This is a genomic window from Cohaesibacter gelatinilyticus (assembly GCF_900215605.1).
GTDB lineage: Bacteria > Pseudomonadota > Alphaproteobacteria > Rhizobiales > Cohaesibacteraceae > Cohaesibacter > Cohaesibacter gelatinilyticus.
In genome coordinates this window covers 109,754-126,356 of the sequence record NZ_OBEL01000008.1, presented here as the reverse complement: position 1 = coordinate 126,356, position 16,603 = coordinate 109,754, and the positions used below count along the sequence as shown (strand labels likewise).

General features: G+C 53.2%; 18 protein-coding genes. All 18 read left to right on the top strand.

Annotated features, from left to right (window positions below):
• Positions 1-168 precede the first annotated feature (168 nt).
• The 18 genes from CRO57_RS22800 (at position 169) to CRO57_RS22715 (ending at position 16,599) form a co-directional block, all read left to right on the top strand.
• Positions 169-1,245, top strand: a complete 1,077-nt coding sequence (locus CRO57_RS22800; RefSeq protein ID WP_097155834.1) for a hydrogenase small subunit — start codon at positions 169-171, stop codon at positions 1,243-1,245.
• Positions 1,245-3,041 carry a nickel-dependent hydrogenase large subunit gene (locus CRO57_RS22795; protein WP_097155833.1) on the top strand — a complete coding sequence of 599 codons (1,797 nt, stop codon included), beginning with the start codon at positions 1,245-1,247 and terminating at the stop codon, positions 3,039-3,041. Before CRO57_RS22800 ends, CRO57_RS22795 begins: the two co-directional genes overlap by 1 nt.
• Positions 3,042-3,050: 9 nt before the next feature.
• Positions 3,051-3,773: a Ni/Fe-hydrogenase, b-type cytochrome subunit gene (gene cybH / locus CRO57_RS22790; protein ID WP_097155832.1), complete on the top strand. Its 723-nt coding sequence runs from the start codon at positions 3,051-3,053 to the stop codon at positions 3,771-3,773.
• 305 nt (positions 3,774-4,078) lie between these two features.
• On the top strand, positions 4,079-4,786 hold the full coding sequence (locus CRO57_RS22785; RefSeq protein WP_097155831.1) for a HyaD/HybD family hydrogenase maturation endopeptidase: 708 nt from the start codon (positions 4,079-4,081) through the stop codon (positions 4,784-4,786).
• Entirely contained in the window at positions 4,786-5,073 is a 288-nt protein-coding gene (locus CRO57_RS22780; protein WP_097155830.1) for a HypC/HybG/HupF family hydrogenase formation chaperone, read from the top strand. Before CRO57_RS22785 ends, CRO57_RS22780 begins: the two co-directional genes overlap by 1 nt.
• A 21-nt stretch (positions 5,074-5,094) precedes the next feature.
• The gene (locus CRO57_RS22775; RefSeq protein ID WP_097155829.1) at positions 5,095-5,610 is read left to right on the top strand and encodes a thioredoxin domain-containing protein; all 516 of its coding nucleotides are present in this window, start codon (positions 5,095-5,097) and stop codon (positions 5,608-5,610) included.
• A complete protein-coding gene (locus CRO57_RS22770) occupies positions 5,603-6,550 on the top strand; it encodes a hydrogenase expression/formation protein (RefSeq protein WP_097155828.1) in 948 nt (315 codons plus the stop codon). The genes CRO57_RS22775 and CRO57_RS22770 overlap by 8 nt, the downstream gene beginning before the upstream one ends.
• On the top strand, positions 6,547-6,792 hold the full coding sequence (locus tag CRO57_RS22765) for a rubredoxin (protein WP_244580188.1): 246 nt from the start codon (positions 6,547-6,549) through the stop codon (positions 6,790-6,792). The genes CRO57_RS22770 and CRO57_RS22765 overlap by 4 nt, the downstream gene beginning before the upstream one ends.
• Positions 6,792-7,430: a [NiFe]-hydrogenase assembly chaperone HybE gene (hybE, locus tag CRO57_RS22760; protein WP_097155827.1), complete on the top strand. Its 639-nt coding sequence runs from the start codon at positions 6,792-6,794 to the stop codon at positions 7,428-7,430. The genes CRO57_RS22765 and hybE overlap by 1 nt, the downstream gene beginning before the upstream one ends.
• On the top strand, positions 7,427-8,614 hold the full coding sequence (locus CRO57_RS22755; protein WP_097155826.1) for a nickel-dependent hydrogenase large subunit: 1,188 nt from the start codon (positions 7,427-7,429) through the stop codon (positions 8,612-8,614). The genes hybE and CRO57_RS22755 overlap by 4 nt, the downstream gene beginning before the upstream one ends.
• Complete coding sequence (gene hypA / locus CRO57_RS22750; RefSeq protein WP_097155825.1) at positions 8,607-8,948, top strand: hydrogenase maturation nickel metallochaperone HypA; 342 nt, start codon at positions 8,607-8,609, stop codon at positions 8,946-8,948. The genes CRO57_RS22755 and hypA overlap by 8 nt, the downstream gene beginning before the upstream one ends.
• Positions 8,948-9,817: a hydrogenase nickel incorporation protein HypB gene (hypB, locus tag CRO57_RS22745; RefSeq protein WP_097155824.1), complete on the top strand. Its 870-nt coding sequence runs from the start codon at positions 8,948-8,950 to the stop codon at positions 9,815-9,817. The genes hypA and hypB overlap by 1 nt, the downstream gene beginning before the upstream one ends.
• Before the next feature lie 48 nt (positions 9,818-9,865).
• Positions 9,866-10,111, top strand: coding sequence for a HypC/HybG/HupF family hydrogenase formation chaperone (locus CRO57_RS22740; RefSeq protein ID WP_097155823.1), 246 nt, complete (start codon positions 9,866-9,868; stop codon positions 10,109-10,111).
• Positions 10,108-11,247, top strand: a complete 1,140-nt coding sequence (hypD, locus tag CRO57_RS22735) for a hydrogenase formation protein HypD (RefSeq protein WP_097155822.1) — start codon at positions 10,108-10,110, stop codon at positions 11,245-11,247. Before CRO57_RS22740 ends, hypD begins: the two co-directional genes overlap by 4 nt.
• Before the next feature lie 10 nt (positions 11,248-11,257).
• Complete coding sequence (gene hypE / locus CRO57_RS22730; RefSeq protein WP_244580187.1) at positions 11,258-12,316, top strand: hydrogenase expression/formation protein HypE; 1,059 nt, start codon at positions 11,258-11,260, stop codon at positions 12,314-12,316.
• 204 nt (positions 12,317-12,520) lie between these two features.
• Entirely contained in the window at positions 12,521-13,273 is a 753-nt protein-coding gene (locus tag CRO57_RS22725) for a sulfite exporter TauE/SafE family protein (RefSeq protein ID WP_097155821.1), read from the top strand.
• 18 nt (positions 13,274-13,291) lie between these two features.
• Positions 13,292-15,028 (top strand): hydrogenase maturation protein, encoded by a 1,737-nt coding sequence (locus tag CRO57_RS22720; RefSeq protein ID WP_097155820.1) that lies wholly within the window; start codon positions 13,292-13,294, stop codon positions 15,026-15,028.
• The gene (locus CRO57_RS22715) at positions 15,028-16,599 is read left to right on the top strand and encodes a sigma-54-dependent transcriptional regulator (RefSeq protein WP_097155819.1); all 1,572 of its coding nucleotides are present in this window, start codon (positions 15,028-15,030) and stop codon (positions 16,597-16,599) included. Before CRO57_RS22720 ends, CRO57_RS22715 begins: the two co-directional genes overlap by 1 nt.
• Positions 16,600-16,603: the final 4 nt, after the last annotated feature.

The following is a 16,603-nucleotide window of genomic DNA, read 5'->3' as shown; positions in this document are numbered from 1 at the left end:
ATTTTCGTCCCTTTCTCTCATCTCATTGGAATCAATGATTCTTTTAACTCTGGCACACTCTTTGCTTTGAACCTCTCAGCACATGGCCGCGATAAGCCATGACAGGACCGTTTGCATCCATGCGCGTTTGAGACGCGCAGGAATGCGAACCAGACCAGAGGACAGTCAATGCAGGAAACATTTTACGATGTGATGCGACGTCAGGGCATTACCCGGCGCAGCTTCTTGAAATATTGCAGCCTTGCGGCAGCAGCTCTTGGCCTTGGGCCGAGTTTTGCGCCGCAGATTGCGCATGCCATGGAAACCAAGCCGCGCATTCCGGTGCTTTGGCTGCATGGTCTGGAATGCACCTGCTGTTCTGAAAGTTTCATTCGCTCTGCCCATCCGCTTGCCAAAGACGTGATCTTGTCCATGATCTCGCTCGATTATGATGACACCATCATGGCTGCAGCGGGCGAGCAAGCTGAAGCCATCATTGAAGAGACCATTCAGAAATATGATGGCAACTACATTCTGGCTGTTGAAGGCAATGCTCCGCTGAATGAAGATGGCATGTATTGCATTATCGGCGGCAAGCCATTCGTTGAGCAGCTGCGTCACGCGGCCGATCATGCCAAGGCCATCGTTTCCTGGGGCTCTTGTGCGTCATGGGGTTGCGTCCAGGCAGCGCGTCCGAATCCGACCCGCGCAACGCCGACCCACATGGTGCCGGGCATTGCCGATAAGCCAATCATCAAGGTTCCGGGTTGTCCGCCAATCTCGGAAGTGATGACAGCCGTTATCACCTATATCCTGACTTTTGAAAAACTGCCAGATCTGGACCGTCAGGGTCGTCCGAAAATGTTCTATTCCCAGCGTATTCATGACAAATGCTATCGCCGCCCGCATTTCGATGCCGGTCAGTTTGTCGAGAGTTTTGATGATGAAGGCGCACGCAAGGGCTATTGCCTTTACAAGGTCGGCTGCAAGGGCCCGACCACCTACAATGCCTGTTCCACTGTCCGCTGGAATGGTGGTCTTTCCTTCCCGATTCAGGCCGGCCACCCCTGCATTGGCTGCTCGGAAGATGGCTTCTGGGACAAGGGCTCCTTCTATGATCGCCTGACCAAGGTGAAGGGCTTTGGCATCGAAGCCGATGCCGACGAAATCGGCAAAACCGCTGCCACCGTCGTGGGGGGTGCCGCTGCCGTTCATGCCGCTGCCTCCATCGTCAAACATGTCGCCCAGAAGGGGAAAGAAGAATAATGTCCGTCACTGTTACCCCAAATGGATTTAATCTGGATACCAGCGGCCAGCGTGTGGTCGTGGATCCTGTCACCCGAATTGAAGGCCATATGCGCTGTGAGGTGAATGTTGACGAAAACAACATCATCCGCAATGCGGTGTCCACCGGCACCATGTGGCGTGGTCTGGAAGTGATCCTGAAAGGTCGCGACCCGCGTGATGCCTGGGCCTTCGTGCAGCGTATTTGCGGTGTTTGCACCGGTACGCATGCTTTGACCTCTGTTCGCGCCGTGGAAGATGCGCTGAATATCGATATTCCGGAAAATGCCAACTCCATCCGAAATATCATGCAGTTGTCCCTGCAGGTGCATGATCATCTGGTGCATTTTTATCACCTGCATGCGCTGGATTGGGTGAACCCGGTCAATGCGCTGAAGGCTGATCCGAAAGCGACCTCTGCCCTGCAGCAGAGCATCTCCAAACATGCCAAATCTTCTCCGGGCTATTTCCGTGATATCCAGACCCGCGTGAAGAAATTCATCGAGAGCGGCCAATTGGGCCCGTTCAAGAACGGTTATTGGACCAACCCTGCTTACAAGCTGCCACCAGAGGCGGACTTGATGGCGGTTGCTCACTATCTGGAAGCTTTGGATTTCCAGAAAGACATCATGACCGTTCGTACGATCTTTGGCGGTAAGGATACGCATCCGAACTGGCTGGTGGGCGGTGTGCCTTGTGCCATCAATATGGATGGCGTGATGGCTGCTGGTGCGCCGATCAATATGGAGCGCCTCAATCTGGTGAAATCCATTACGGATCGCACCATCGAGTTTATCGACAATGTCTATATTCCGGATCTTCTGGCCATTGCCGGCTTCTACAAGGACTGGATGTATGGCGGCGGTCTCTCCAGTCAGGCATTGTTGTCTTATGGTGACATTCCCGACCGTGCCAATGACTATTCCGCAGCCAACCTGATGATGCCACGGGGTGCCATCATCAATGGCAAGCTGGAAGAAGTTCACGAAGTGGATCTGCGCAATCCGGATGAGGTGCAGGAATTCGTGCCGCACTCCTGGTACAATTATCCTGATGAAGGCAAAGGCCTGCATCCTTGGGATGGTGTGACCGAGCCGAACTATGAGTTGGGTCCGAACACCGTTGGCACCAAGACCCATATTCGCGAGTTGGATGAAGGCGCGAAATATAGCTGGATCAAGGCTCCTCGCTGGCGTGGTCATGCCATGGAAGTGGGTCCACTGGCGCGCTATGTCATTGGCTATATGCAGGGCCATGAAGAGATCAAGGATCAGGTTGATGGCGTTCTGCGTCATCTGGATGTGCCGATCACAGCTCTCTTCTCCACTCTTGGTCGGACCGCTGCACGTGGTCTGGAAGCATCCTGGGCTGCGCACAAGCAGAAATATTTCCTTGATAAGCTGATCGCCAATATCAAGGCTGGCGATACGGCAACCGCAAACACCGATAACTTCGATCCGAGCACCTGGCCTTCTGAAATCAAGGGCGTTGGCTTCACTGAAGCCCCTCGTGGTGCGCTTGGTCACTGGATCAAGATCAAGGACACCAAGATCGACAATTATCAATGCGTTGTGCCAACCACCTGGAATGGCTCGCCTCGCGATAATCAGGGCAATATCGGTGCCTTTGAAGCCTCGCTCATGAATACCAAGGTCGAGCGTGCGGAAGAGCCGGTCGAGATCCTGCGAACCTTGCATTCCTTCGATCCATGTCTTGCTTGTTCAACTCACGTGATGAGTGAAGAAGGAGAAGAGTTGGCCGAAGTTAAAGTGCGCTAGGGGGAGATCATGTCTGATACAGACCAAATATCAACTGAGAAAAGGCATAGTGAAGAGGCTGTCTATATCTATGATGCGCCGCTTCGGGTCTGGCACTGGGTCAATGCTTTTGCCATTCTGGTGCTGTGTGTCACCGGCTACTTCATTGGCCAGCCTTTGCCTTCTGTCGCTGGCGAGGCCTATGACCATTACATCATGGGCTATATCCGTTATTTCCATTTTGTTGCTGCCTATGTGGTGATGATCGGCTTCGCTTTCCGTCTCTATTGGGCCTTCATGGGCCTTCATGCCAAACAGATCTTCTTCGTGCCTGTTTGGCGCAAGAGTTGGTGGGCAGAATTGATCCACGAGATCAAGTGGTATGCCATGATGGTGAAGGAGCCGAAGAAATATATCGGCCATAATCCATTGGCAGTGCTGACCATGCATGTTGCCTTCGTCTGGGTTCTGATCTTCATGATCATCACCGGCCTTGCGCTTTATGGTGAGGGCACTGGCATGGGCACCTGGCAATTTGACTGGTTCTCGTCGTGGGTGATCCCGCTCTTCGGACAAAGTCTGGATGTCCATAACTGGCATCGCATTGGTATGTGGGTGATGATCTGCTTCGTCATCACTCATATCTATGTGGCGGTGCGCGAAGACATCATGTCCCGACAGTCCATCATCTCATCGATGATTTCCGGCTGGCGCATGTATAAGGACAGCCGCCCGATGGATGGCAGCGAATAGGCCAGATCCATATAATCAGCATTGCTGATCGGATCTGCGGGGACATGTCCGGTCGGCATAAAGGGCGCTCCAGGCGCCCTTTTTCTATGCTTGTAGTAGAGCTGCAGGACCTCAGGCAATCAGGGCTGGCTAGCCACTTTCCGCCCAGATGGCAGGATTCTTACCGTCTGAATTTCAAAAATGGATAGAAAAAATACATTTTTCTATAAAAATGATAAATTTCCTTCCATTTATCTATTGCCAACTGCGTCAAAATGCCCTTCAATGCCTGCCATCCCATGACCGGGGATTGGAGGACCTGCAACATGACCAGCAAAAGCGTCTTGATTTTGGGGATTGGCAATCTGCTCTGGGCCGATGAAGGTTTTGGCGTTCGTGCCGTTGATGAGTTGAACCGTCTGTATGAATTTGAGGACAATGTTACGCTGTTGGATGGTGGCACGCAGGGCATCTATTTGGTGCAGCATGTGCGCGACGCAGATATTCTGATAGTCTTTGATGCGGTTGATTATGGTCTGCCTGGCGGAACCCTGAAGCGCGTAGAGGGTGATGAGGTGCCGCAATTCCTTGGCGCCAAGAAAATCTCTCTCCACCAGACCGGTTTTCAGGAAGTGTTGGCCATGGCCGATATGATGGACGACAGGCCGGAGCATTTGCTGCTGGTTGGCGTGCAGCCGGTTGAGATTGAAGATTTCGGCGGATCCTTGCGTGATGAGGTCAAAGCCCAGATCGAACCATCCATTGAGGTCGTGCTTGACTATCTTGCCAGTCATCAGATCACAGCCAAGAAGCGCGTCGAGAAACTCCCCGAAGATGTCACGCTGGCTTGCAATGTGATGCTCACCAGCCGTTATGAAGACGAACGCCCGGATGAAGCAGAGGCCTGTCGTGTAGGTGACAGTCGGATCATCGCCGATGATCGCTGGTCTGCACCGGAAGACTTTGATGGCGAGATGCAGGATGCGGTCAAAGGTGCTCATACCCTATCCGTTACACCGGGGGACCGCCTGTAATGTGCATGGGAATCCCAATGAAGGTGCGGGAAGTCGGCTTCGGTTATGCGGTTTGCGATGATCGCGGTGCCGAGCGCATCATCGACACCATGCTGGTGGGCGAAGTGAAACAGGATGACTGGCTGCTTGTTTTCATTGATGCCGCTCGTGAAGTGATAGCCGAAGAAGACGCCCTGAAAATCCGCGATGCCTTGAAGGCGGTGCAATTGGCCATGATTGGCGATGGCAATCTGGATCATCTCTTTGCCGATCTGACCAATGTTGCACCCGCCCAATCAGACAAATGATTCCAGCTTAGGACCAGCAAAATGGACTTTTCTCCCTTAACGACCAGCATCATCGAGCGAGAACAGATCGCCATATTGAACGAAGACAATATGGCTGACTTTCTGGCCGAGAATGGCGACGTGATCCTGATGATCTGTGGCGACCATGAGCGGCTGATGGAAGTCAATGATGCTGCCGTGATCTTGCCCGAACTGGTGAAAGCATCCAATGGATTGCTGACCCCGGCTGTGGTGGAGCGTGGTTTTGAGCGTGATGTGCAGCGCCGCTATCGCTTCAGTTCCTTCCCGTCCTTTGTGTTCTTGCGCGATGGTGGCTATCTCGGCTCCCTCTCCCGTGTGCTGGATTGGTCCGACTATATCACCGAGATCAATGCCATCCTGGCCAAGGAGCCAAGTGAGCCGCCCGCTTTCAAAATTCGTGGCTTCGAGACGCCAGCCAAGATTGAGACTGGCGCGACAAACGGCACGGCCGTTGCACCAAAACCAGAAAAAAGCATGACAGATCGCCTGATCGAAGAAGGAGCAGACAATGTCTAAGGATTTGATCCCCCCCGCTTTTGGCTCACAAGGCCTTGGTTCCGGTTTGGGTGTTGGTTTGGGCAACAGCTCGGCAGCTCTTTCTTCTGGCTTTGGTGTCGGCCCCGGCTCGCAACCGGTCGATGAAGACGGTATGGAGCTGGACTATATGGAAATGCCGCGCGAAATGGCGACTTTTGATCCGCCAATCGCACCGGAGCCAGAAGACACGACCGGCATGATTGCTGGCAAAGCCAAGCTCGAAGAGCTGTTGGTTGCTTTGAACGCCTATAAAGTGGGCGGTGCAAAGGGTAAAGTTGATATTTCCGAATTGACCTCCACTGATCTTGGCCTGATCAATCAGATCCTTGGTGAAGGCGAGGTATCCATCGTCTGCGGCTCCAATATTCAGGCACAAGAATCTGTGCTGGCTGGTGTCTGGCGGGTGTTGACCCACGATGACAATGGCGCCCTGATCCGTGACGAGATCGAGGTTGCCGATTATCCCGCTTGCGTGGAGCAGGCTGTTTTTGCAGAAGCACAGACAAGTGTTGGTGATGTGGATGCACAATTGCCACCGGGAATCTTCAACGCGCCGTCACTGATCTCTGAACTTCAAGACAAGCAAGGCAATTATAAGTCAGGCGATGTGGTGCATAGCATCAATCTCACCCTGTTGCCGCAGACCGAGGAAGATCTGGCCTATCTCGACAATAAACTCGGCAAGGGCAAGGTGGTGATCCTGTCCCGTGGCTATGGCAATTGTCGTGTTTCCTCTACCGGCACGAAGAATATCTGGTGGGTGCAATATTATAACAGCCAGGACGCCATCATCCTCAATTCCATTGAGGTGATCGATGTGCCGGACGTTGTTTGCGCCGCGCAGGAAGATATTGAAGACAGCGCCGAGCGTCTGGAAGAGATCCTTGTTATCTATCGTGATGGCGGAGAGACGCAATGAGCGAGCAGCAACCCGGCCTCAATATGTCTTTTTCCGGCGGCTCCTTTGGCGGTGATCTCTCAAAATTGAGCGATGATAGTGTGCTGGAATGCAAGATCTGCTGGCATGTTTATGATCCCAAACATGGGGATGATGTCTGGCAAATTCCGGCAGGGACCCCCTTCTCTCAGTTGCCTGAGCATTGGGCTTGTCCCAATTGCGATGGTGCACGTGAAGATTTCATGGTGGTGGATCAGGCCTGATGACACAGCAACCAGAGCATAAGGATGAGCTATCGAGCGGAGCCAATATATGCGCCCGAATTGAAGCTCTGTTCGAGACAATCGAACAGGAGCGCATGAAAGATGTGCCCATCCTCAATGATGCTCTGTCTGTTGCAGCCTTTGGATTTGAGACACCCGATGCAGGCGGTGAGCTGAGCACTTATCGTGTGGGCGTGCTGCTGACGCCCTGGTTCATGAATTTGATGCTGCTGCCCTTGCGACCCAGTCAATTGGATGGACAAAGCTTTGGTGAAAAGCAGAGCCATCGCCTTCCCGCTGGCCATTTTGAATTCGTGGTGGGCCGAGAAGAGGAGCTAGGTGCCTTTTTGACCTGCTCTCTCTTCTCCCCTGTGTTCCAGTTTGCTGATCAGGAGACAGCCTGCCAAACCGCAAAAGCGGTGTTGGAAGAAGTTTTGCGGGTGCCGGAAGAACCAACAGAGCAAAGTCAGGCCGAACAGGATATGCAGGCCATTTGGAAGGGTGAATTGCCCGAGCCGGAAACAGAAGAGATTGTTCAACCAGATACGCGGGAACCGGCTCCAGCCAGCCTTAGCCGTCGAGAGGTGCTACGCGGATTGCGCCCTTCTTCCAAAGAGAGCCAAGAGGTGCGGCCATGATCCGCGAAGACCAGCTCTCCATCCGTCTGTCCCCGAATGAGGAAGACAAGAATAACTTGCGCGTTGATATCGTCTCGACGCGAAAAAGCGATTTGGCGCAAATTTTCATCGGCAAAACTCCGATGGAAGCATTGCCGATGATTCCGCGGCTCTATTCCATTTGCGGTATGGCTCATAGCTATGCGGCCATTCAGGCCTGTCAGTCCTTGGATGACAGCAGGTCGTCGGCAATTCATGAGGCTTTGTGTCTCAATGAAATGCTGCGTGAACATGTTTTGCATATCGCCCTGCACTGGACCAAACAGATCGGCACAAAAGCACCACGCGATCAGATGCCTGTGCTGGTGCAGGCCTTTGAAGCGATCTCTCTCAAGCTCTTGGCTTATGCGCAGTTTGATAGTCAGCCCAAGGAAAAGCTGGAAGCAGCCCTCCTTGTTGCCAAGCTGGACCGGATCACTGAGTTGCTGGATGCTCTCTTCTTTGGCCATGCTTTGAAAGGCTGGAAAGATCTGAAAACTTCGCTGGATCTGGTCGTTTGGTGTGGCGATGACAACGGCATCATTGCGCGCATGATCAATCAGAGTATCCGCTCGGACCATCAGGACATAGCCGCAATTGAACCCGCCTTTCTGCCTGATCTGTCCAAGCAAGACTGGCAGCAGCTTTTGCAAAGGAACAAAGGCAGCGCCTTTTGTGATCAGCCGGATTGGCAGGATGCGCCACATGAAACCGGGTCCTTGCAACGACAAAGGCAACATCCCCTGATCAGAGCTTTGATGCCTGCTGGCAAAGCCAATCTTCTGGCGCGCCAGACAGCGAGAATTCTTGATTTGCTGAGCGTCATGGCGCAATTGCGTGATCAACTCAAGGCACTGGATGGTTATAATGCGGCGCCGATATTGCTGCAAAAAAATGGCGCTGGTGTTGGTGTGGTTGAGACAGCACGCGGTCGACTGGTTCATGCCATCGATTTGCAGGATGGATTGATCCGGCATTGGTCCATCCTTGCGCCGACTGAGTGGAATTTTCATCCCAATGGTGCGGCGGCACAAAGCCTGTCCCGCCTCACACCGGGGCCAGGGCTTGAAGAGCAGGCCCGACAGATTATGCTGGCCATTGATCCATGCATTGCGTTCGATCTTTTGGATGCGACGGGATTGGGGAAAGGAGCTAGCTATGCATGAAATGTCCATATGTGAAGGCATTTTGCAGGTGATTGAAGATCAGGCGAAAGCGCAACAATTTGCCCGCGTCAAACGTGTTCGCCTGGAAATCGGACCGCTGGCTGGTGTGGAACTGGAAGCGTTGACTTTTTCATATGACGTGGTGACAAAAAACTCGATCGCGCATGAGTCCAAGCTCGAAGTGATTGAGTTGCCGGTGAATGGCTGGTGCATGCCTTGCGCCAAACAGGTCAGTGTTGCTGCGCGCTACGAACCCTGCCCCGATTGCGGCTCCTATCAGGTGGAGATTACCGGCGGCGATGAATTGCGGATCAAAGATATGGAGGTGGAGTGATGTGTACCGTCTGCGGATGTGCCCATGGTGAAGTGAGCATTGAAGGCAAGGATCCTCATCATGCCTCTCATGGTCATGCACATGATCACAGTCATGATCACGACCATGGCCACCATCATCATAGCCATGATGAACAGGGCGGAGAGACCCATCATTATGGCAAGGGACCAGCCCATGCCCATGCGCCGGGCCTCTCACAAAGTCGGATGATCCAGATCGAGACCGATATCATGGCCAAGAATGATGGCTATGCGCATGCCAATCGGTCTTTGATGCAGAAGAAAGGCATCTTCTCGCTCAATCTCGTCTCCAGTCCCGGCTCGGGCAAAACCACTTTGCTGACCAAGTCCATCGAGGATTTGAAGGATGAGCTGCCCATTTCCGTGATTGAAGGCGATCAGCAGACGGCCAATGATGCCGAGCGGATTCGCGCGACGGGTGTCTCTGCAATTCAGGTGAATACCGGTAAGGGTTGTCATCTGGATGGCCATATGGTCGGTCATGCGCTCGAGAGTCTGGAACCGGAAGACAAGAGCCTTCTCTTCATCGAGAATGTCGGCAATCTTGTATGCCCGGCAGGTTTTGATCTTGGCGAAGCGCACAAAGTGGCGATCCTCTCAGTGACCGAAGGGGAAGACAAGCCGCTGAAATATCCCGACATGTTTCATGCTGCGGATGTGATGCTTCTGAACAAGATCGATTTGCTGCCTTATCTCACCTTTGATGTTGATGCCTGCATTGAAAATGCGCGCAAGGTGAACCCGAAGATCAAGGTGCTGAAGGTCTCGGCGACAAGCGGTGAAGGCATGGAGCAATGGTATCAATGGATCCGTGCTAGCCGCCAGATCGCGCTTATCGACCATACTTAAAGTTTGACCCCGCCTGAAGGACCAGTCAGGCAGAAAAGGACCAAAATCATGTGTTTGGCATTACCCGCAGAATTGATTGCCATTGATGAGGCAAGCGATATGGGCACCGTGTCGCTGGAAGGGGTCAAGAAGCAGATTTCCCTCGCGCTTGTCGATGGGGTGAAAGTTGGCGATTTCGTGCTGGTCCATGTGGGCTATGCGCTCAATACCATCAGCCCCAGCGAGGCGCAAAAGACGCTGGAGCTGATGAATGAGGCCGGATTGGTATCCGCTGATGAGGAGGCCGCACAATGAAATATGTCGACGAATTCCGCTCCAAGGACGGTGCCAAGAAACTGGCAACCGAAATTGCCCGCACGGTTGACCCCAACCGCTCCTATCATGTCATGGAGTTCTGCGGTGGACATACGCACGCAATTTTTCGCTATGGCGTTCAGGATCTGATGCCGGACAATGTGCAATTCGTCCATGGTCCCGGCTGTCCGGTTTGCGTCTTGCCGATCCCGCGCATTGATGCTGCCATTGAACTGGCCGAGCGCCATGATGCGATCATCTGCAGCTATGGCGACATGATGCGCGTGCCGGCCAGCAAGAAGCGCAGTCTGATCAAGGCCAAGGCTGACGGCGCTGATATCCGTATGGTTTATTCCACGCAGGATGCCTTGAAGATTGCGCAGGACAATCCTGATCGTCAGGTGGTGTTTTTCGCCATTGGGTTCGAGACCACCACCCCGCCTTCCGCTGTTGCTATCAAGCAGGCACAGGCCTTGGGCTTGGAGAATTTCTCGGTCTTTTGCAATCATGTCCTGACCCCAGCTGCCATTCAGCATATTCTGCAGGCCCCGGATTTGCGTGATTTCGGCGCTGTTTCCATTGATGGCTTCCTTGGGCCCTCTCATGTTTCCTCCATCATCGGCAGTCAGCCCTATGACTATTTTGCGCAAGAATTTCAAAAGCCTGTGGTGATTGCGGGCTTTGAGCCCCTGGATGTGATGCAAGCCACCTTGATGCTGATCCGTCAGGTCAATGAAGGCCGCTTCGAGGTGGAAAATGAATATAGCCGGGTGGTAACGCCAGAGGGCAATCTCAAGGCGCAGTCTCTCGTGCAGGAAGTGTTCGAGCTGCGTCGTAGCTTCGAATGGCGCGGTCTTGGTGATGTGCCCTACAGCGCTCTGCAAATTCGTGAATGCTATGCCGCCTTTGATGCCGAGCGCCGCTTTGATCTTACAAAATCCAAGGGGCAGGATGTGAAAGCGTGCGAATGCCCGGCCATTCTGCGTGGTGCCAAGAAACCAACGGATTGCAAATTGTTCGGAACGGTCTGTACGCCGGACAATCCGCAAGGCTCCTGCATGGTTTCATCAGAGGGCTCCTGCGCCGCCTATTGGAGCTATGGCCGGTTCCGGTTGGCACAAAACCAGGTCGCATAAAGGAAAAGCCATGTTGCAAAGAAAACCCGGCTCGAAACGCTTTCCCATGCGGCTGAATATCAAAAAGGGTCGCGTGGACATGACCCATGGCTCTGGCGGACGGGCCATGGCGCAATTGATTGAAGAGCTGTTTGCCAGTCATCTGGACAATGAATTATTGGCGCAAGGCAATGATCAGGCAGCTTTCTCGGTACCTGCTGGCCGCATGGTGATGAGCACCGATGGTCATGTGGTCTCGCCTCTCTTCTTTCCCGGTGGTGATATCGGATCGCTCAGCGTTCATGGCACAGTCAATGACGTGGTGATGTCTGGCGCAAAGCCGCTCTATCTTTCGGCTTCCTTTATTTTGGAAGAAGGTTTCCCATTGGCGGATCTCGACAAGATTGTTGCGTCAATGGCGAAAGCAGCCGAGGAGACCGGAACTCCGATTGTCACTGGCGATACCAAGGTCGTTGAAAAAGGCAAAGGCGATGGGGTTTTCATCTCAACCACCGGCATTGGGATTGTGCCCGATGGACTGATATTGTCAGGTGATCAGGTTCAACCGGGCGACAAGATTTTGGTCAGCGGCTATATCGGCGATCATGGCGTGGCCATCATGTCGAGCCGTGAAAATCTCGAATTTGAGACGAGCATAGCTTCTGATAGCCAGCCTTTGCATGACTTGGTGGCCGATATGGTGCGCGAAGTTCCGGAAATTCGCTGTATGCGTGACCCGACGCGCGGTGGTGTGGCCTCGACCCTGAATGAGCTGGCGCAGCAATCCTCTACCGGTATGCGACTGCAAGAAGAAGCCATTCCGGTGCGACCAGAAGTGCATGCAGCATGTGAATTGCTGGGACTGGATCCGCTTTATGTGGCCAATGAGGGCAAATTGATTGCCATTTGCCCTGCTGATCAGGCAGAAAAGCTGCTGAATGTGATGCGCGCTCATCCAAAGGGGCAGGATGCTGCCATCATCGGCGAAGTGGTCGAAGATGAGCATAGCTTTGTGACCATGGAAACCGTCTTTGGCGGACAGCGCATCGTTGATTGGCTGGCCGGTGAGCAATTGCCGCGCATTTGCTAGTGTGGTGGAATTGAAATAGGTATCATTTATCTGCAAGTTCGTTTGCCTATTTCAATTCCGAAAACCACACTAGAAACATATATTTGCTAGTCACCCTTTTGAATCTAAAGTTCGTTCGGTGCTCACGGCTCAATGTGACGAACTTTAGATTCGGGTGACTAGGCCCTGAGCCTAAGGTGCCTGGATTTAAGACAAGGTTGGAAGATGATTTCGTTTCTGCTTCTGGGATTTTTGATTGGTATGAGCCACGCATTGGAAGCTGACCATCTGGCGGCGGTCGGTGCCATGGCGACCTCTGGCAAGCCAAGCTCCAAAAGATTGGCTTTTCTTGGCGCTTCCTGGGGCTTGGGCCATACCACCACGCTCTTCCTGCTCAGCGCTGTCGTGATTGTCTTTGGTTTTGTGCTCAGTGACTTTCTGGCGTCCAGCCTGGAATTCTTCGTTGGCATCATGCTGGTGGGTCTTGGTATTCAGGTAGCAATGAAGCTTCGGCGCTCAAAGGTACATTTCCATGTGCATGATCATGGTGATGGCAAGGCTCATCTTCATGCCCACAGCCATGCGCATGAAGGATCCAAGGATCATTCGGCTCCCTCAGCCCATACCCACGAGCATAAAAGCGGCTTTTCGCTGAAAGCTTATAGCATCGGCTTGGTGCATGGTCTTGCAGGCTCCGCCGCTCTTTTGGTGATTGTCGCCGCTGCCACACAAGATGCCATGGCTGCAATGCTGTATGTGCTTGTTTTTGGCCTTGGATCGGTTGCTGGCATGGGCTTGCTAACCTACGCCATTTCCTGGCCGCTCAATTTGGGCAGCAAGGGGCGCAGCGAAAAGCTGGTGGGCCGCTTTTTTGTTGCCATTCAAGCTGCGTCTGCCTGTCTTGCCATTTACATTGGCGTAGCGGTGATGATGGAAACCGGCCCGGCCGTGCTGGAAGGCCTGCAAGCTCTATCTTAAGGGAACTGGATCAGGATTATGAGAATTCTGTTGTTCATTCATGGTTTCAATGCGCTCTCCCAGCGTTTGTTTGTGGAGCTGGAAGCGCTTGGCCATGAGGTGAGCATCGAATTTGATATCCATGATGACAATACACGCGAGGCCATCAAGCTGTTTCAACCTGATCTGGTTCTGGCTCCTTATCTAAAACGCGCCATTCCGCGCGATATCTGGGAAAACACCCGCTGCCTGATCCTGCATCCCGGACCGTTGGGGGACAAAGGGCCCTCCGCCCTCGATTGGGCCATCCTGAAAGGCGAGAGCCATTGGGGTGCAACACTTTTGCAGGCTGAGGAGGAAATGGATGGTGGTCCTGTTTGGGAAAGCCGTTCCTTTGCCATGGCAGAGCGCCCAAAATCCAGCCTCTATCGTAGTGAGATCAGCGATATTGCGGTTGCCAGCGTCAAAGATGCTTTGAAGCGGATTGAGGCAGGTGAGGCTTCCCCTCGCCGTTTATCAAAACAAGACGAGGATGTGACTGGCAACCTTCAGCCGGCCATTCGCCATAAAGACCGGGTGATCGATTGGAAAAAGGATGACAGCGAAACAATTCTGCGCAAGATCCGCTCAGCTGATGGTGTGCCCGGTGCGCAAGATGGATTCTTTGGTCGCTCGCTTTATCTCTATGATGCTCATCGTGTTTCAGATGAGGCGCTTCTGATATTGAATGCAGCACCAGGGGCTGTGATTGCCAAAAGCGGTTTTGCACTTTGCCGCAAGACCAAGGATGGAGCGCTTTGGATTGGGCATATGCGCGATCCCCACGGTGAGCATGGCTTCAAACTGCCAGCTGCACTGGTGCTGGAAGCGGATTTGGACAAAGAGCTGAGCGAAGTTGGCGGTTATCCGACGATTTGTTCGCATCGGATCGGAGATGTCACCCATCTGCATTTCCCGTTTTACAATGGTGCCATGTCGACCAGCGAATGCGAAGATCTGTTGGCAGCTTATCGGGAGGCTGCCCAACAGGACAGCAAGGTGATTGTACTGCATGGCGGGCCGGATTTCTGGTCCAATGGCATGCATCTCAATGTGATCGAGGCATCAAATGATGCTGCGAATGAGAGCTGGCGGAACATCAATGCCATTGATGATCTGGCCGAGGCCATCATTCGCACCGAAAGTCATCTGACCGTTGCAGTCATGCATGGCAATGCCGGGGCTGGTGGAGTGTTTTTGGCGCGTGCCTGTGATCAGGTCTGGTTGCGTGATGGCGTGATCCTCAATCCTCATTACAAGGATATGGGCAATCTCTATGGTTCTGAATTTTGGACCTATCTGCTGCCTCGCTATGCTGGCGAAGAGAATGCCAATCGTATAGCCGAGCAACGTCTGCCCATGGGCGCGGATGAAGCTGCGATGCTTGGATTGGCTGACAAGGTGCTCAGTAACAATCGCGCGTTTTTTGCCAGCGAAGTGGATGAGCAGGTCATGCAGCTTTGTGAGGCGAATGTTTGGTCCAATCTGATTGACAAGAAGATCAAACAGCGCCGCGAAGATGAAGCGATCAAGCCGCTCAGCACCTATCGTGAGGAAGAATTGACGCGTATGCGGGGCAATTTCTTTGGCTTTGACCCCTCTTATCATGTTGCTCGCTATAATTTTGTCCATAACATAGCCAAATCGCGCACGCCAATCACTCTGGCGCGCCATCGGGACAAGCGCTATCAATCTGGTGCGGCCCATCGTTCAACACATAAGGGATATGGAACCTGATGAGTGAAAGTCTTCCAACCATTTTGATTGTTGACGATGAAGTCCGCTCTCTGGAATCGCTGGAGCGCAATCTCTTTGCTGATTTCGATGTGCGCACCGCCACCAGTGCCGCTGAAGCTGAAAAGATTCTGGAACAGGAATGGGTGCAGATCATCCTTTGTGATCAGCGCATGCCGGAAGAGACCGGCGTGCAATTCCTGACCCGTGTTCGAGAGCGCTGGCCAGAGGTGATCCGGATCATCATTTCCGGCTATACCGACGCAGGTGATATCATTACCGGGCTGAATGAAGCCGGGATCTATCAATATATCACCAAGCCTTGGCGGCCGGACGAATTGATGCAAGTGCTTAAAAATGCATCGAAAATGTTCGAGCTTCAGCGCCAGAATGAGTTGTTGGCCATTGAGCTGCGGATGTTGGACAAGACAGCGGAAAGCACCATTGAGAGCCGCCGGGCACGCCTCAAAGACCGCTATAATGATGAAGACGGTATCATTCGCGCCAAGCAAAGCCCGATGAATGGGGTTTGCCAGACCTTGCGTCAGATAGCGGCCTTTGATCTGCCCGTCCTGATCATGGGCGAGTCTGGCACCGGCAAGGAATTGGCCGCCCGATCGCTGCATTATAATTCCCTGCGCTGGAACAAACCGTTCGTGGTCGAGAATTGCGGCGCGCTGTCTGACGAATTGCTGGAAAGCGAGCTGTTTGGCCATAAGCGTGGAGCCTTTACCGGTGCGGTGGAAGATCATATCGGTCTGTTTGAACGGGCCGATGGTGGTACCATCTTCCTTGATGAAATCGGCGAAGTCACACCGAGTTTTCAGGTGAAATTGCTGCGCGTCTTGCAGGAAGGCGAAATTCGCCCCGTTGGCTCGAACAAGACCCGCAAGGTGGATGTGCGCGTGATCGCTGCCACCAACCGCGATATGGATGAGGAAGTGCGCATGGAGCGCTTCCGAAAGGACCTTTATTTTCGAATGGCTGGCATTGTGGTGACCATGCCGCCACTGCGTGAACGTGCTGGCGACGTTCCGGCCCTGGCTGATCATTTGCTGAGGCAAGCCGTGAAAGAGCTTGGCAAGGACGCCAAGGGTTTCACGCCGGAAGCGGTCGATTGCATGCGCCGCTATCAATGGCCGGGCAACGTACGAGAAATGCAGAACGAGATCCAGCGCATGCTGGTGATGGCACCAGATAACGCCCTTCTTGGCTCGGAATTGCTATCTCCTCGCGTGGTGCATGCAGCACCAGAAGAGGACAAGGATGAAATGGCCATCCTGTCCGAATTCAATGGCTCGCTGAAAGACCGGATTGAACAGCTGGAAGCGCGGGTTCTGCATGAAACCATGATCCGCCATCGCTGGAACAAATCCAAAGCCGCCAAGGAGTTGGGCCTCTCTCGTGTCGGCTTGCGCGGCAAGCTGGAACGCTATGGTCTGGAAAAGGTTGAACAATTGGACGTAAACGGTCAGGATGATGATGACGGTGAACTTGTAGATCAGCAGACATCCAAATCTGCCAAGAGCGTCAGACAAACGACCAAACTGAGCTCGGCACAAGACAAGGGCTAAGTTC

Bases quoted from the DNA above. Each gene is read 5' to 3' on its own strand.
- CRO57_RS22800 (WP_097155834.1), top strand. From the start codon at position 169: ATGCAGGAAACATTTTACGATGTGATGCGACGTCAGGGCATTACCCGG.
- CRO57_RS22795 (WP_097155833.1), top strand. From the start codon at position 1,245: ATGTCCGTCACTGTTACCCCAAATGGATTTAATCTGGATACCAGCGGC.
- cybH (WP_097155832.1), top strand. From the start codon at position 3,051: ATGTCTGATACAGACCAAATATCAACTGAGAAAAGGCATAGTGAAGAG.
- CRO57_RS22785 (WP_097155831.1), top strand. From the start codon at position 4,079: ATGACCAGCAAAAGCGTCTTGATTTTGGGGATTGGCAATCTGCTCTGG.
- CRO57_RS22780 (WP_097155830.1), top strand. From the start codon at position 4,786: ATGTGCATGGGAATCCCAATGAAGGTGCGGGAAGTCGGCTTCGGTTAT.
- CRO57_RS22775 (WP_097155829.1), top strand. From the start codon at position 5,095: ATGGACTTTTCTCCCTTAACGACCAGCATCATCGAGCGAGAACAGATC.
- CRO57_RS22770 (WP_097155828.1), top strand. From the start codon at position 5,603: ATGTCTAAGGATTTGATCCCCCCCGCTTTTGGCTCACAAGGCCTTGGT.
- CRO57_RS22765 (WP_244580188.1), top strand. From the start codon at position 6,547: ATGAGCGAGCAGCAACCCGGCCTCAATATGTCTTTTTCCGGCGGCTCC.
- hybE (WP_097155827.1), top strand. From the start codon at position 6,792: ATGACACAGCAACCAGAGCATAAGGATGAGCTATCGAGCGGAGCCAAT.
- CRO57_RS22755 (WP_097155826.1), top strand. From the start codon at position 7,427: ATGATCCGCGAAGACCAGCTCTCCATCCGTCTGTCCCCGAATGAGGAA.
- hypA (WP_097155825.1), top strand. From the start codon at position 8,607: ATGCATGAAATGTCCATATGTGAAGGCATTTTGCAGGTGATTGAAGAT.
- hypB (WP_097155824.1), top strand. From the start codon at position 8,948: ATGTGTACCGTCTGCGGATGTGCCCATGGTGAAGTGAGCATTGAAGGC.
- CRO57_RS22740 (WP_097155823.1), top strand. From the start codon at position 9,866: ATGTGTTTGGCATTACCCGCAGAATTGATTGCCATTGATGAGGCAAGC.
- hypD (WP_097155822.1), top strand. From the start codon at position 10,108: ATGAAATATGTCGACGAATTCCGCTCCAAGGACGGTGCCAAGAAACTG.
- hypE (WP_244580187.1), top strand. From the start codon at position 11,258: ATGTTGCAAAGAAAACCCGGCTCGAAACGCTTTCCCATGCGGCTGAAT.
- CRO57_RS22725 (WP_097155821.1), top strand. From the start codon at position 12,521: ATGATTTCGTTTCTGCTTCTGGGATTTTTGATTGGTATGAGCCACGCA.
- CRO57_RS22720 (WP_097155820.1), top strand. From the start codon at position 13,292: ATGAGAATTCTGTTGTTCATTCATGGTTTCAATGCGCTCTCCCAGCGT.
- CRO57_RS22715 (WP_097155819.1), top strand. From the start codon at position 15,028: ATGAGTGAAAGTCTTCCAACCATTTTGATTGTTGACGATGAAGTCCGC.